Raw genomic sequence first — 15,437 nt, 5'->3', positions numbered from 1 at the left:
GCTGCCCGATGGCAGTAGGGTCGTGTCGTGCGTAGAGCGAAGATCGTTTGTACCCTTGGCCCGGCTGTCTCCACCCCCGAGCAGGTACGCGCGCTGGTCGACGCGGGCATGGACGTGGCTCGGATGAACATGAGCCACGGCAGCCACGCCGACCACGAGGCGATGTACCGGCTGGTCCGTGAAGCCGCCGCCGAGACCGGTCGTGGCGTCGGCATCTTCGCGGACCTGCAGGGGCCGAAGATCCGGCTGAGCACCTTCGCCGAGGGTCCGGTCGAGCTGCAGACCGGCCAGTCCTGGACGATCACCACCCGCGACGTCGAAGGCTGCGCCGAGTACTGCGGTACGACGTACCAAGGACTGCCCGGCGACGTGAAGGCCGGCGACCCGATCCTGATCGACGACGGCAAGGTGCGACTGCGGGTCACCGCGGTCGAGGGATCCGACGTGCACACCGAGGTGGTGGTGGCAGGGACGGTCAGCAACCACAAGGGCATCAACCTGCCCGGTGTCGCGGTGTCGGTGCCGGCGCTGAGCGAGAAGGACATCGAGGACCTGCGGTTCGCGCTGCGGCTCGGTGTGGACATGATCGCGCTGAGCTTCGTGCGCAACGCCGCCGATGCCGCCGACGTACGGGCGGTGATGGACGAGGTCGGCATCCACGTGCCGGTGATCGCCAAGATCGAGAAGCCGCAGGCGGTGGCCAACATCGGTGCGGTGATCGACGCCTTCGACGGGCTGATGGTCGCCCGCGGCGACCTCGGCGTCGAGTGCCCCCTGGAGGACGTGCCGTTCCTGCAGAAGCAGGTGATCGAGAAGGCCCGACGCAACGCGAAGCCGGTGATCGTGGCCACCCAGATGCTTGAGTCGATGATCACCAACCCGGCCCCCACCCGCGCGGAGGCCTCCGATGTGGCCAACGCCGTCCTCGACGGCGCAGACGCGGTGATGCTCTCGGGGGAGACCAGCGTCGGCGCCTACCCGATCGAAGCGGTCCGCACGATGTACCGGATCATCGAGTCCACCGAGGAGCACGGGCTCAACAGGATGGCCCACATCGCCTGGGAACCACGCACCAGCGGCGGGGTGATCTCCAAGGCGGCCGCCGAGGTGGCGCACCGCATCGGCGCCCGTTTCATGGTGGCGTTCACCCAGAGCGGTGATTCCGCACGGCGACTGTCCCGGCTCCGCAGCCCCATCCCGGTGCTCGCCTTCACTCCGGAGCCGAGCACCCGTGCCCGGCTGGCGATGACCTGGGGCATCGAGACGTTCCTCACCGAGGCGGTCGAGCACACCGACATGATGGTGCGTCAGGTCGACGAGGCGCTGCTGAAGTTGGCCCGGATCGAGGAGGGCGAGTTGGTGGTCATCATCGCCGGCAGCCCTCCGGGCATCCCCGGGTCGACCAACGCACTGCGGATCCACCGGATGGGTGACGCCATCAACGAGGTCGCCCCGGCGTACCGACGGGTCCCCAACGGCGGGTCAAGCGTCACCGCTTGAGGCCGATCAGTTCGTCCAGTCTGGCGACGGCGTCGCGTCGCGAGACGCTGATCGTGCGCCAGTTCGACTGCCGCCACGGGACATCGACCAGATCGAGGGCCCAGCTGGTGGCCCGGCAACCGTCCGAGTGGAACAACCCCCGAAGGAACCTGTCGGGATACCCCAGCACCACCTTCCGCTGCCACTCGTGAAGCACGATGAGGCGCTCGTGCTTGCGGCCAAGTCCGTGCTGGGGGAACAGACAGGGCCAGTGCTTCCATGATGCCGTCGTGATGAGCGCCCCGGTGCGGATGCGTGTATGTGGCCTGGCGTTTGGTTTCACCTCTTGCAGCAGCCGTGCCACGACGCTGATACTCCCGGCGCCAACGGCGGATGGTCTTCACAGCAACCCCGTGCTCGATCGCGTTCGCTGCGTCGGGAACGCCGTTGTCGGAGGCAGCGAGGGCGGCGACGACGGTGGACCATGGCCGAACGTGGGGCATGGAGCCATGGTGATGGCAGCCGCCGACAATCGAAGCGGAGTTGGTGCCCCGGGTGAGATTCGAACTCACACTGGATGGTGTTTGAGACCACTGCCTCTGCCGTTGGGCTACCGGGGCAAACCGAGGGCAAACCTACCGGATGCGCGTCTCGAGCACCCACTCCGGGGCGATGCCCTAACCTGTCGGCGTGACTGTTGAGAACCGCCCCCGTGTCGTCATCGCCGAGGACGAGGCGCTGATCCGGATGGACCTCGCCGAGATGCTGGCCGAGGAGGGGTACGACGTCGTCGGCCAGGCCGCCGACGGGCAGCGGGCCGTCGAGCTGGCCGAGGAGTTGCGCCCGGACCTGGTGGTCCTGGACGTGAAGATGCCGGTCCTGGACGGCATCGCGGCCGCCGAGCGGATCGCCGCGCAGCGGATCGCCCCGGTGGTCATCCTCACCGCCTTCTCACAGCGCGACCTGGTGGAGCGCGCCCGTGACGCCGGCGCGATGGCGTACCTGGTCAAGCCGTTCGCGGCCAGCGACCTGGTGCCCGCGATCGAAATGGCCCGGAGCCGGTTCACCGAACTGCACGCCCTCGAGAAGGAGGTCGCCGACCTCACCGAACGACTGGAGGTCCGCAAGGCGGTGGACCGGGCCAAGGGTGTGCTCCAGTCCGAGCTCGGGCTCAGTGAACCCGACGCCTTCCGGTGGATCCAGAAGACGGCGATGGACCTGCGACTGTCGATGCGTCAGGTCGCCGACGGTGTCGTCGAGCACGGCTCGGGCCTGGTCGAGGGCGGTTCCTGACCGACCGCCCCAGGTCACGGACCACCCCGGTTCGGTCACCATTTGGTATCGGCCGGGTCTTTACCGGTCCTTCGTGGACACAGCACCCGACTTTCGTCCTACACTCACCAGCACGTCACTCAAGGCGTCCAGGTGGCCGCCGTCAGAGGGAAAGGGACGCGATGGTCGACGCTTCACGGCTCGGGCTGATCCGGGCCGGAGTCACCGCCTGTCTTGCGCTCGTCCTCGCTCCGCTGCTGCTCCTGGTCGGCCACAGCGCCGCCTACGCCAGCACCGTGGTGGACGAGCCGGCGACCTGTACGCCGTCACCGGAGAACGGGTGCCTTCGGGTGCAGTTGCCCCGCGGTGTGGAAGTAGCGGGGATCCAGTTCCTGGTCGAGACGCCGTCGGGCGACACCGTGCTCCAGGAGACCGACGAGCAGGGGTTCAGCATCCTCGAGGTCACCGAACCCGGTGAATACACGGTGACGATCGACGAGTCGACGCTGCCCCCGGGGGTGGCGATCCTTCCGGACGCCCAGGGCAACGTCATCGTGACCCGGACCGCCGTTCTGGAGCTCACCGAGGGTCGGCAGGCCAGCCTGCGACCGGCCGCGCTGAACTTCTCGGTGCGGGCCGAGGACTATCGGTCGGTCACTCCGCTGTCGGAGCAACTGGCGCAGGCCCTCGCCAGCGGCATCCGGCTCGGGCTGCTGCTGGCCCTGGCCTCGGTCGGCCTGTCGTTGATCTACGGCACCACCGGCCTCTCCAGCTTCTCCCACGCCGAGCAGGTCACCCTCGGTGGGATGACCGCCTACGTGATGGTCCAGTGGTTCGGCGTCCCCTTCCTGCTGGCAGCCGTACTGACCGTGATCGTCTGCGGTGCCACCGGCTATCTCCAGGACCGCGTCATCTGGCAACCGCTACGACATCGTGGCGTCGGCCTGATCCAGATGATGATCGTCACCATCGGGTTGTCGCTGGCGTTGCAGTACACCTTCCAGGTGGTGGTCGGGGCGGACACCGTCCGGGTGCTCACCACCCAGGCGGCCACGGTCTCCGTCGGCCCGGTCACGTTGACCACCCAGTCTCTGTTCGCGATGGGGATCGCCGTCCTGGTGCTCTCCGTGGTCGGGTTCGCGCTGCTCCGCACCCGACTCGGGCGAGCGACCCGGGCGGTGTCGGACAACCCGGCGCTGGCCGCGGCCAGCGGGATCGATGTGGACCGGGTGATCCGGATGGTGTGGATCCTGTCCACCGCGCTGGCCGGCCTCTCCGGAGTGATGCTGGCGCTGGTCCTCAACGGTGTGAAGTGGAACTCCGGTCTGCAGATCCTGCTGCTGCTCTTCGCTGCGGTGACGCTGGGCGGCCTGGGCACCGCGTTCGGTGCGTTGATCGGAGCCTTGATCATCGGCGTCATGGTCGAACTGACGCCGGTGCTGGGTGCTCCCGGTGACCTGAAGTATGCGACGGCTCTGCTGGTGTTGATCCTGCTCCTGATGGTGCGCCCGCAGGGCATCCTCGGCAAAGCACAACGGGTCGGTTAGGAAGCGACGATGAACGAACAGAAGCCCCCCGTCCACGGGGATGAGGTCAGTCCGGACGATCTCGTCGAGGACTACGAGATCGAGGTCGACGAACTCCCCGAGGAGTTGCTCGAGGAGTCGACGAAGTCCAAGACCGTCAAGACCCTGATCCTCACCGGCGTCGGTGTCTTCGTGCTGGCAGCCATGTGGTTCGTGGCGACCAACTTCACCGGCACCATCCCCAACCTCTGCGCTCAGGTGCTGCGCGAGGCGCTCAAGCCCCAGACGGCCGCGGTGGCGATCGCAGTGATCGGGTTGAACATCCACTTCGGTTTCACCGGGCTGCTGAACATCGGTCAGGCCGGCTTCATGCTGCTCGGTGCCTACGGCTTCGCGATCGCGTTGAGCAACGGCCTGCCGATCTGGCTTGCGGTGCTGATCGGCCTCGCCTGCGCCGCAGTGTTCTCGCTGCTGCTGGGCATCCCGACCCTGAAGCTGCGCGGTGACTACCTCGCCATCGTGACCATCTCGGCGGCCGAGATCCTCCGGTACGTCGGACGGCTCTCCCAACTCGGCGACGTCACCGGGGGCTCACACGGGCTCGCCGGCAGCGCGTACCGGGGCTCGTTCACCGACCTCTCCTTCTTCGGCGACGGCCGGACCGCGGTCGGCCCGTTCAACTACCACAACACCGGGGTCGACGGATGGTGGGTGCGGGCCGTCGCCTGGGCCACCGTCGCCGTCGTACTCCTGATCGTCTGGCTGCTGGTGCGCAGCCCCTGGGGGCGCCTGCTTCGCGGTGTCCGCGAGGACGAGGACGCCATCCGCAGCCTCGGCAAGAACGTGTACATGATCAAGATGCAGGCGCTGCTGATCGGCGGCAGCCTCGGTGCCCTGGGCGGGATGATCTACGTGCTGCCCACCTCGGTACAGCCGGACGCCATGGGCCGATCCCTCACCTTCTTCATCTGGACGGCGCTGCTGCTCGGTGGGGCCGCGACGATCTTCGGCCCGGTGCTCGGCGCGATCCTCTTCTTCTCGGTGCGGATCCTGATCCGAGGAGTCACCGACGCCGTCGTCCCGGACTCGATCATGACCACCCAGCAGGCGGCCCAGTTCTCCTGGGTGGTGGTCGGCGTGATGCTGATGTTGCTGGTGATCTTCAGGCCGCAGGGGATCCTGGGCAACAAGAGGGAGTTGCAGTTCAATGCCTGAACAGACCGTGGTCACGGACCTGTCGGACCCCCAGGCGCGCCGAGCGCTGGTGCAGGGCATCGAGGCGACCCCCGGGGTGGCCAAGCCGGACCCGATCCTGACCGTCGACAACATCGTGCGCCGCTTCGGCGGCATGACCGCCGTCGACGTCGACCACCTCGAGGTGCAACGCGGCATCATCACCGCGCTGATCGGGCCGAACGGGGCCGGCAAGACCACCTTCTTCAACCTGATCACCGGGTTCGACCAGGCCACCTCGGCGAAGACGATGTTCCACCGGCCGGCGAAGGCGGCGCACTGGTCGTTCAACGGGCAGAGCTTGGACAACACCTCGGCGTCGGCGGTGTCGCGGGCAGGCATGGTGCGGACCTTCCAGCTCACCAAGGCGCTGAGCCGGATGACGGTGCTGGACAACATGATGCTCGGCGCCCGCGGCCAGCGGGGTGAGCAGTTGCTGTTCTCCTGGCTGCAACCCCTCTGGGGACGCCAGGAGCGACAGAACACCGCGAAGGCGCTGGAACTGCTGGACCGCTTCCAACTGCTGGAGAAGAAGAACGACTATGCGGGCAGCCTGTCCGGCGGGCAGCGCAAGCTCCTGGAGATGGCCCGGGCGCTGATGACGGACCCGACGATGATCATGCTCGACGAGCCGATGGCCGGGGTGAACCCGGCGCTCACCCAATCGCTGCTTCGACACATCCAGGACCTTCGCGACGAAGGCATGACGGTGCTCTTCGTGGAGCACGACATGCACATGGTGCGCCACATCTCCGACTGGGTGGTGGTGATGGCCGAAGGTCGGGTCGTCGCCGAGGGCGAATCGCAGGTGGTGATGGCCGACCAGGCCGTCATCGACGCCTACCTGGGCGCCCACCACGACACCGACCTGGGCGATGACTCGCTGCTGGAGGACGAAGCCCTGCAGCAGCTGGCCCGCGAAGTGGCCGAAGAGGAAGCAGGAGACGACAAGTGAGCGCCAGCCAGACCGACCTCGGCACCCCGGTCGTCGAAGCCCGCGACATCGTCGCCGGCTACCTGCCCGGGGTCAACATCCTCAACGGCTGCTCACTCACCGCCTACCCGGGCGAGATGATCGGCATCATCGGACCCAACGGGGCCGGCAAGTCGACGCTCCTCAAGGCGATGTTCGGGCTGGTGAAGGTGCACTCGGGGGAGGTGCTGCTCAACGGTGAGGACATCACCCACCGGCGGACCAACAAGCTGGTCGAGATGGGCGTCGGCTTCGTCCCGCAGACCAACAACGTGTTCCCCAGCCTCACCATCGAGGAGAACCTGCGGATGGGGCTGTTCCTGCGCCCCAAGAAGGCGCAGGAGCGGCTCGCGGCGATGTGGGACCTCTTCCCGCTGCTGCACGAGCGAAGGAACACCAGCGCGGGCGGCCTCTCCGGCGGTGAGCGACAGTCGCTCGCCATGGCGCGAGCGCTGATGATGGAGCCCTCGGTGCTGCTCCTCGACGAGCCGTCGGCCGGGCTCTCCCCGGTCCGTCAGGACGAGACCTTCCTGCGCACCCGGATGATCAACAAGACCGGTGTCTGCGTGGTGATGGTGGAGCAGAACGCCCGCCGCTGCCTGCAGATCTGTCACCGGGGCTACGTGCTGGACCAGGGCCGCGATGCCCACACCGGCACCGGGCGGGACCTGGCCAACGACCCCAAGGTGATCGAGCTCTACCTGGGCACCCTGGCCACCGACCTGGACGCCGACAAACCCCACTGAGATCCCACGAGCGAGGCCCCCGGATCCGTTCAGGATCCGGGGGCCTCATTCGTTGTTGAGCCAGTGGCGCAGTGACCCTCAGATCACTTGGCGCCCTCGACCTGACCGACGATGGCGATCTCGTTGTTGCCGTCCCACTCCCAGATGCCGACGAACGCCGAGGACGGGTCGTTCTCGTCGTCGAACGGACCTGAGCCCGACGGGCCGGTGTAGTTGATCGTCTCCCCGGCATCGATCAGAGCCACGCAGTCGGCGTAGGTGAGGCACTCGGTGCCACCGTCAGCGCCGGAGACCGAGTGCAGGTTCGCCTGGATGGTCTCCGGGTCGGTCGACCCGCCCTGGTGGGCGGCCAGCGCGGCCAGGATCACCGCGTCATAGGACTCCGCAGCGTACGAGTAGGAGTCGAGAGTATCGCCCTCGACCTGCTCGTACCAGCCGTTCACCCGGTCCTTGAAGCCACCGGAGGGGTCCGCACCCGGGATGGTGCCCTTGGCACCCTCGAGCGTGCCCGGGTCGAAGTCATCGGCGTAGCTCGTGGTGTTGCCGTCGGTGAAGTAGGCCCGCTCCATGTCCCAGCCCTGGTTGGCCAGTTCGGGGACGATCGACTTGGTCTCGTCGAAGGCCAGCACCACGATCGCGTCGGGGTTGGTGGCCCTCGCGCCGCTCACCTCGGTGGAGAAGACGGTCTGACCCGGCGCGAACTCCTGACCGGCGCCGGCGGCCCCGAAGACGACCTCGCCGCCGGACTCCTCGATGACACCCTGGACGACATCGCGCAGGCCGGTGCCGTACACATCGTTGAACACGATGAACGCCACCCGGAGGTTGCCCTCCTCGACCAGCAGGTTGCCCAGTGCGGCGCCCTGGATGCCGTCCGGCGGTGCGGTCCGGAAGTAGAAGGGCGAGTAGCCACTGAAGTCCGCGGCCGTGTTCGCCGGGGAGATCTGGACGATCGGCTCGGACGTGATCGCGTCGATGATCAGCCGGGTCACCGACGAGGCCGCAGCGCCGATGACCACCGAGGCATTGCCGTTGATGGCGGCCTGTGCGGAGGCGTTGCTGACCGACGCGTCGTCGGCGTCACCGGAGTCCAGCATCACGTAGCAGGCCTCGGTGCCAGCCACGCCGCCAGCAGCCTGGATGTCGTTCACCGCGAGGCCGACACCAGCGACCTCGGGCGGGCCGAGGAAGGCAAGGGAACCGGTCAGCGGCAGGATGCCGGCGACCTTGAGCACCGAGTCGCTGGACGCGTCAGCGGCGCACTGGGCGTCGAGGAAGTCATCCTCGACGGGGGTCTCCTCGGCCGTCGGGTCCGGCGTGGCGTCCGGCTCGTCAGCGTCCTCGGCGCATGCAGTGAGGGCGAGCGCCAGCGCGGCGGAGCCGGCGATGGCCTTGACCCAGGTGTGTCGTCGATTCACGGTGTGAACCTTCCCTGTCGTTGGTGCACGGATCACCGTGGCCCGTTCGGAACCTGGACCACGATTGGAAATCACGCTAGACCTGTCCGGGCACACCGCACCGGATCGGGCGACGTCGTTAGCGAACCGTTACGTCATCGAGAGATCGGCAGACCGACCTCGGGCTCACGCGCCGCGGTTCGCCGGGATCAGCGCACAGGTGATCCGCGACGTGCACAGGCGCCTGCCCTGCTCATCGGTGACCACCACCTCGAAGCAGGCCGACGTCCGGCCGAGGTGGATCGGGGTCGCCACGCCGGTCACCGTGCCGGCGCGCGCGGACCGGTGATGGGTGGCGTTGATGTCCACGCCGACGGCGATCCGGTCCGGCCATGCGTGGATCGCCGAGCCGATCGATCCCAGCGTCTCGGCCAGCACCACCGAGGCGCCGCCGTGCAGCAGTCCGTAGGGCTGGGTGTTGCCCTCCACCGGCATGGTGGCCTCGATCCGCTCGGCGGACACGGCAACGATCTCCACGCCCATCTTCTCGTTCAGCGCACCCATCTGCCCGGTGGCGAGGTCGATGACCTCCTGGGCGGCGGCGGGCTCGGTGGTGTCGGTCATGCCCGCCATTGTGCCCATCGTTGCGGAGCCGGGGCCCGGTGGCCCGGCACCATCTGGCGGCGGCCACCTCGCCGGCGACTAGGCTCGGCACCGTGACTGCGCCGGAAGCCTCCCGACCACGCCTGCTGCTCCTCGACGGCCACTCGGTGGCCTACCGGGCCTTCTTCGCACTGCCGGTGGAGAACTTCTCCACCAGCACCGGACAGCACACCAATGCGGTCTACGGGTTCACCTCGATGCTGATCAACGTGCTCCGGGACGAGGCGCCCACCCACGTGGCGGTGGCCTTCGACCGGTCCCGGCAGACGTTCCGCTCCGAGGAGTACGCCGACTACAAGGCCAAGCGGAACAAGACCCCCGACGAGTTCAAGAGCCAACTGCCGCTGATCGCCGAGGTCCTCGACGCACTGCGGATCACCCACCTCGACCTGGCCGGGTACGAGGCGGACGACATCATCGCCACCCTCTCCCACCAGGCCGTCGCCGAGGGCTTCGAGGTGCTGATCCTGACCGGTGACCGGGACTCACTCCAGCTGGTCACCGACACCTCCACGGTGCTGTACCCGATGCGTGGCGTCAGCGAACTGGCCCGGATGACCCCCGACGCGGTCGAGGCCAAGTACGGCGTACCACCGCACCGCTATCCCGAACTGGCCGCACTGGTGGGCGAGGACTCCGACAACCTCCCCGGCATCCCCGGCGTCGGACCCAAGACCGCAGCCAAGTGGTTGGCCACCTTCGACGGTCTCGACAACCTGATCAACCGAGCCGACGAGGTGAAGGGCAAGGCCGGTGAGAACCTGCGCGCCCACCTCGACGACGTGCTCCGCAACCGCCGGCTCAACGCACTGGTCCGCGATCTGCACCTGCCCCACCAGCCGGCGGATCTGGTTCGCCAACCCTGGGATCGCCAGGAGGTGCACACCCTCTTCGACTCGCTGGAGTTCCGGGTGCTGCGCGACCGGCTCTTCGAGACCCTGGAGTCGGAGGAGGAGATCGACGACACCGGCGTCGAGGTCGACGGGACCAGGCTGGCAGCCGGCGAGGTGGCGCCCTGGCTCGCCGCGCACGCTCGGGACGGGCACCGGGTCGGCGTGGCCATCGAGGGACGATGGGCCTCGGGCAGCGGCGACGTGTGGTCGGTGGCCATCGCCACCGCGGCCGGCCGGGCAGCGTGGTTCGACGCTGCCGAGGTCACCCCGGCCGACGACGAGGCCATTGCCGGATGGTTCGCGGACGCCTCGGTGCCGAAGGCGATGCACGACGCCAAGGGGCAGGGTCACGCCCTGGACGCCCGCGGCTGGCCGCTGGCCGGACTGACCAGCGACACCGCCCTGGCGGCGTACCTGGTCCGCCCGGATCAGCGCTCCTACGACCTGGCCGACCTGACCGTGCGCTACCTCAAGCGCGAGCTCACCGCGGACTCCTCCGACGGCCAACTCAGCCTGGACGGGCTCGACGACGCCGGGGCCGCGGACACCGCGATGCTGGGTGCCCGAGCCGTGCTCGACCTGGCCGACGCTCTCGACATCGCGGTCGGCGAACACGGCGGGAGCCAACTCCTTGCCGAGGTCGAACTGCCGCTGATCGGGTGCCTCTCCGCGATGGAACGGGTCGGGATCGCCGTGGACCTGGACCACCTTCACGGCCTGGAGGCGCACTTCTCAGCCGAGGTCGAGGCAGCCGCCAGTGCTGCGTACGACGTGATCGGCAAGGAGATCAACCTCGGGTCGCCCAAGCAGTTGCAGGTGGTGCTCTTCGACGAACTGGACATGCCGAAGACGAAGCGGACCAAGACCGGCTGGACCACCGACGCGGACGCACTGGCCACGCTACTGGAGAAGACCGGCCATCCCTTCCTTGAGCATCTGCTCCGCCACCGGGACGTGATCCGGCTCCGGCAGACGGTGGAAGGGCTGTTGAAGAGCGTCGGCGCCGGAAACCGGATCCGCACCACCTTCCACCAGACCATCGCCGCCACCGGGCGACTGTCCAGCACCGACCCGAACCTGCAGAACATCCCGGTCCGTACCGAGGAGGGCCGCCGGATCCGGGAGGGGTTCTGTGTGGGGGAGGGGTACGAGTCGCTGATGACGTGCGACTACAGCCAGATCGAGATGCGGATCATGGCGCACCTGTCCGGCGACGAGTTGCTGATCGAGGCGTTCCGCTCCGGGGAGGACTTCCACTCGCTGACCGCGGCCCGGGTCTTCGACGTGGACGCGACCGAGGTGGGCACCGAGATGCGCGCCAAGATCAAGGCGATGAACTACGGCCTCGCCTACGGATTGTCGGCGTACGGGCTCTCCCAGCAGCTGCGGATCGAGCCCGGTGAGGCCCGCGGCCTGATGGACGACTACTTCGAGACCTTCGGTGGTGTGCGGGACTACCTGGCCGGGGTGGTGGACGAGGCCCGGCGCACCGGATTCACCGAGACCATCATGGGACGACGGCGCTACCTGCCGGACCTCACCAGCGACAACCGGCAGCGTCGCGAGATGGCCGAGCGGATGGCCCTGAACGCGCCGATCCAGGGGTCGGCAGCTGACCTGATCAAGGTCGCGATGCTCAACGTCGACGCGGCGTTGGTGGAGCAGCGGTTGACGTCGCGGATGCTGCTCCAGGTCCACGACGAACTGGTCTTCGAGGTGGCGCCGGGGGAGCGGGAGGCGTTGGAGGCGCTGGTGCGTGCGCAGATGGGCAGTGCCGCCGAGCTGACCGTCCCCTTGGACGTGTCGGTGGGCACCGGCCGCAGTTGGCACGACGCCGCCCACTGAGCCGCTCCGACCCAGGCAGCCGCCTAGACTGCCCACGTGGACTTCTATTCGGCGTACGCACAGGGATTCGCCCGGGTGGCGGCCTGCACCGTGCCGGTCGCGGTGGCCGACCCGGCCGCCAATGCGGCGGCGGTGCTGGCCGAGGCGCGGGCCTGCCACGACGACGGCGTCGCCGTGGCGCTGTTCCCGGAGCTGTGCCTGAGCGGATACGCCATCGATGACCTGCTGCTGGCCGACACCCTCCTGGAGGGCGTGCAATCGGCGATCACCGAGATCGTCGAAGCCTCCCGCACCCTGCTCCCGGTGCTCGTCGTCGGGGCGCCGCTGGTGCACGGCACCCGGGTGCTGAACACCGCCGTCGTCATCCACCGGGGCCGGGTCCTGGGAGTCTCCCCGAAGTCCTATCTGCCCACCTACCGTGAGTTCTACGAACGGCGCCACTTCGCCCCCGGGGATGACCGCCGCGGCGCCACGATCACATTGGCCGGCCAACAGGTGCCCCTCGGCCCGGACCTGATCTACACCGCCGAGGACGTGCCCGGCCTGTCCCTGCACGTCGAGGTGTGCGAGGACATGTGGGTGCCGGTCCCGCCCAGCGCCGAAGCGGCCCTGGCCGGCGCCACGGTGCTCGCGAACCTGTCCGGCAGCCCGATCACCGTCTCCCGCGCCGACGACCGGGAGCTGTTGGTCCGCTCGGCGAGCGCCCGCTGCCTGGCGGCCTACCTCTACGCGGCCGCCGGCCAGGGCGAGTCCACCACGGACCTGTCCTGGGACGGCCAGACGATGGTCTTCGAGTGCGGCGAGAAGCTGGCGCAGACCGAGCGGTTCCCCGACGGCCCACGCCGATCGGTCGCCGACGTGGACCTGCAACGCCTGCGCACCGAACGGCTGAGGCAGGGCACCTTCGACGACAACCGGCGGACCCACACGCACCGGACCGCGGAGTTCCGCACCGTCGAGTTCCGCCTCGACCCACCGGCCGGGGACATCGGCCTGCGTCGCGCCGTGGATCGCTATCCCTTCGTCCCGAACGACCCCGACCGGCTCGAGCAGGACTGCTACGAGGCCTACAACATCCAGGTCTCCGGATTGGAGCAACGCCTCCAGGCGATCGGTCAGCCCACGGTGGTGGTCGGCATCAGCGGCGGCATCGACTCCAGCCATGCGCTGATCGTCGCCGCGAAGGCGATGGACCGGCTCGGTCGGCCGCGCACCGACATCCACGCGTTCACGATGCCCGGCTTCGCCACCACCGACACCACCAAGGGATTGGCCACCCGGCTGGCCAAGTCCCTCGGCGTCACCTTCGCCGAGCTCGACATCCGGCCCGCGGCGACCCAGATGCTCGCCGACCTCGACCACCCGGTCAGCGCCGGGGAGCACCACTACGACGTCACCTACGAGAACGTCCAGGCGGGACTGCGCACCGACTACCTCTTCCGGCTCGCCAACCACCGCGGCGGCATCGTGCTCGGCACCGGTGACCTGTCCGAGCTGGCGCTGGGCTGGTGCACCTACGGGGTGGGCGACCAGATGTCGCACTATGCGGTCAACACCGGGGTGCCGAAGACGCTGATCCAGCATCTGATCCGGTGGGTGATCAGCCACGACCAGTTCGGGGAGGACACCAACGCGGTGCTCCAGGAGGTGCTGGCCGGTGAGATCACTCCGGAGCTGGTGCCCACCCGCGAGGGGGAGAAGCCGCAGGCCACCGAGGATGCGGTGGGTCCCTACGCCCTGCAGGACTTCACGCTCTTCCACGTGCTGCGGCGCGGCGCCCGCCCGAGCCGGATCGCCTTCCTCGCCTGGCATGCCTGGCACGACACGGACGCGGGCGACTGGCCCCCGGGCTTCCGCGACCAGGACCGCAGGCAGTACGACCTGGCGACGATCCGAGGCTGGCTCGAGGTCTTCGTACGACGGTTCTTCGCGCACCAGTTCAAGCGCTCGGCGCTGCCGAACGGACCCAAGGTCTCCGCCGGTGGCTCGCTGTCGCCGCGCGGGGACTGGAGGATGCCCTCTGATGCGACTCCGGCCGCGTGGTTGGCGGAGATCGCGGCGTCAGTGCCGACCGACTGAGCCTGGCCCAGCCGGTCGGACACCTGCTCAGCCCTCCTGGTGGTGGTACACCCGTGACATCCGCGCCATCGCGAGCGCACAGACGCCGAGCGCCAAGGCTGCCACGCCCAGTTCCACGAAGCCGCCGACACTGAACAGGCTGACGGCGACCAGCACCATCCACACGGCCAGCAGATCGCCACCGATCCGCGGCATGGTGAGGACCGCGATGGCGAGCAGGATCTCCACGACACCGATGGTCATCACCGCGGTGGCGGCGGTGCCGGGCAGGGCCGTGGTGACCCAGGAGGCCAGGTACATCTCCCAGGAGCCACTCATGACCGCGATGAACTTATCCACTCCGAACAGCAGCGGGAGGGCGAACAGGGTGATCCAGAGAGCGAGGTAGGCCTGACGCGCGGCATCGACCTTGGTGATGGTGGCGATGTCGTGGAACTCGTCGCGCATGTCGTGGACGAGGTCGTGCCAGGCGTGGGTGATGGCAGCCATGATGCACTTCCTTTCGGGGCGTGACTATCCGGTTCTTTCAACGATAATCCTGCGAATCTCTAGAAACAAGATCAGTGTCTGATAGAAAGGGGGGATGACCGACGACGCGCTCGCGGCCCGAGCGACCAGGATCGGCACCCTGGCCGATCCGATCCGGCAACGGCTGTACCGGTTCATCGCCCGACAACCCGAGCCGGTCAGCCGCGAGCAGGCCGCCGACGCCCTGGAGGTGCCGCGGCACACCGCCCGCTTCCACCTCGAGCGATTGGTCGAGGCAGGGCTGCTGGCCACCGAGTTCCGACGGCTCAGCGGACGCTCCGGGCCGGGGGCGGGGCGTCCTGCCAAGCTGTACGTCAGGGCCCAGGGTGAGGTCAACGTCAGCATCCCCAGCCGCCGCTACGACCTCGCGGGTGAGGTGCTGGCCGACGCGGTGGAGCGGGCCCTTGGCGGGGTGGAGATGCCCCGGGCGCTCTCTGACGCCGCCAAGGCGGCGGCCGTGGCTGTCGCCGACGCAATAGCGCCCGAGCAGGGTCCGTCGGGGTTCCAGACGGCGCTGCTCAGGCTCGGCTACGAGCCTCGCGCAGAAGCGGCGACGACGGTGTTGACCAATTGTCCCTTCCAGCGACTCGCCGCCGGTCACGAGGAACTCGTCTGCGGCGTCAACGAGGAGTTCCTGATCGCCTTGGCCGACCAGGTCGACTGCGACCGACCGGTGACCAGGCGGCCCAGGTCGGGCGGTGGGTGCTGCCTCCAGGTGGGTCCGCGCGCGACCTGAGCGGCTGACCGGCCCGCCGGTGGGCGATTGTGGCGGTGGGGGACACCCGTTGTGGCCCTCGACCCCC

The 15,437-nt window shown here is 68.5% G+C and carries 13 protein-coding genes and 1 tRNA gene; 9 read left to right on the top strand and 5 right to left on the bottom strand.

Annotated features, from left to right (window positions below; all coding sequences use genetic code 11):
• The first annotated feature begins 27 nt into the window (after positions 1–27).
• Entirely contained in the window at positions 28–1,500 is a 1,473-nt protein-coding gene (pyk, locus tag JKG67_RS03105) for a pyruvate kinase (RefSeq protein WP_203335757.1), read from the top strand.
• Here pyk and JKG67_RS03100 read toward each other — a convergent pair.
• Positions 1,490–1,843 (bottom strand): hypothetical protein, encoded by a 354-nt coding sequence (locus JKG67_RS03100; RefSeq protein WP_238997793.1) that lies wholly within the window; start codon positions 1,841–1,843, stop codon positions 1,490–1,492. The two genes, pyk and JKG67_RS03100, sit on opposite strands and share 11 nt — an antisense overlap.
• Before the next feature lie 180 nt (positions 1,844–2,023).
• Positions 2,024–2,099 (bottom strand) — tRNA-Leu (locus tag JKG67_RS03095).
• A gap of 70 nt (positions 2,100–2,169) precedes the next feature.
• Between JKG67_RS03095 and JKG67_RS03090 the strand changes: the two genes are divergently transcribed.
• The 5 genes from JKG67_RS03090 (at position 2,170) to JKG67_RS03070 (ending at position 7,229) form a co-directional block, all read left to right on the top strand.
• Positions 2,170–2,772, top strand: coding sequence for an ANTAR domain-containing response regulator (locus JKG67_RS03090; protein WP_307816407.1), 603 nt, complete (start codon positions 2,170–2,172; stop codon positions 2,770–2,772).
• Between the two features lie 161 nt (positions 2,773–2,933).
• Complete coding sequence (locus tag JKG67_RS03085) at positions 2,934–4,298, top strand: branched-chain amino acid ABC transporter permease (protein ID WP_203335756.1); 1,365 nt, start codon at positions 2,934–2,936, stop codon at positions 4,296–4,298.
• A gap of 9 nt (positions 4,299–4,307) precedes the next feature.
• Positions 4,308–5,492: a branched-chain amino acid ABC transporter permease gene (locus tag JKG67_RS03080; RefSeq protein ID WP_238997792.1), complete on the top strand. Its 1,185-nt coding sequence runs from the start codon at positions 4,308–4,310 to the stop codon at positions 5,490–5,492.
• Positions 5,485–6,465 (top strand): ABC transporter ATP-binding protein, encoded by a 981-nt coding sequence (locus JKG67_RS03075; RefSeq protein ID WP_203335755.1) that lies wholly within the window; start codon positions 5,485–5,487, stop codon positions 6,463–6,465. The genes JKG67_RS03080 and JKG67_RS03075 overlap by 8 nt, the downstream gene beginning before the upstream one ends.
• Complete coding sequence (locus JKG67_RS03070) at positions 6,462–7,229, top strand: ABC transporter ATP-binding protein (RefSeq protein WP_203335754.1); 768 nt, start codon at positions 6,462–6,464, stop codon at positions 7,227–7,229. The genes JKG67_RS03075 and JKG67_RS03070 overlap by 4 nt, the downstream gene beginning before the upstream one ends.
• Before the next feature lie 83 nt (positions 7,230–7,312).
• On the opposite strand, the gene JKG67_RS03065 is transcribed toward JKG67_RS03070, so the two are convergent.
• Positions 7,313–8,647, bottom strand: a complete 1,335-nt coding sequence (locus tag JKG67_RS03065; protein ID WP_203335753.1) for an ABC transporter substrate-binding protein — start codon at positions 8,645–8,647, stop codon at positions 7,313–7,315.
• Between the two features lie 165 nt (positions 8,648–8,812).
• On the bottom strand, positions 8,813–9,250 hold the full coding sequence (locus tag JKG67_RS03060) for a hotdog fold thioesterase (protein WP_203335752.1): 438 nt from the start codon (positions 9,248–9,250) through the stop codon (positions 8,813–8,815).
• Between the two features lie 92 nt (positions 9,251–9,342).
• Between JKG67_RS03060 and polA the strand changes: the two genes are divergently transcribed.
• Together polA and JKG67_RS03050 are read left to right on the top strand one after the other, a co-directional pair.
• The gene (polA, locus tag JKG67_RS03055) at positions 9,343–12,027 is read left to right on the top strand and encodes a DNA polymerase I (RefSeq protein ID WP_203335751.1); all 2,685 of its coding nucleotides are present in this window, start codon (positions 9,343–9,345) and stop codon (positions 12,025–12,027) included.
• A gap of 36 nt (positions 12,028–12,063) precedes the next feature.
• Positions 12,064–14,106: an NAD(+) synthase gene (locus JKG67_RS03050; RefSeq protein WP_203335750.1), complete on the top strand. Its 2,043-nt coding sequence runs from the start codon at positions 12,064–12,066 to the stop codon at positions 14,104–14,106.
• A 27-nt stretch (positions 14,107–14,133) separates the two neighbouring features.
• Here the strand turns inward: JKG67_RS03050 and JKG67_RS03045 are convergent, their stop codons facing one another.
• Positions 14,134–14,595, bottom strand: coding sequence for a hypothetical protein (locus JKG67_RS03045; RefSeq protein WP_203335749.1), 462 nt, complete (start codon positions 14,593–14,595; stop codon positions 14,134–14,136).
• Between the two features lie 94 nt (positions 14,596–14,689).
• Between JKG67_RS03045 and JKG67_RS03040 the strand changes: the two genes are divergently transcribed.
• Positions 14,690–15,370, top strand: a complete 681-nt coding sequence (locus tag JKG67_RS03040) for a helix-turn-helix transcriptional regulator (RefSeq protein ID WP_203335748.1) — start codon at positions 14,690–14,692, stop codon at positions 15,368–15,370.
• Positions 15,371–15,437: the final 67 nt, after the last annotated feature.

It is taken from the genome of Nocardioides limicola, assembly GCF_016827675.1.
Lineage (GTDB): Bacteria > Actinomycetota > Actinomycetes > Propionibacteriales > Nocardioidaceae > Nocardioides > Nocardioides limicola.
Note: the sequence above shows the minus strand (reverse complement) of the source record. Positions and strands in the feature narration are given on the sequence as shown.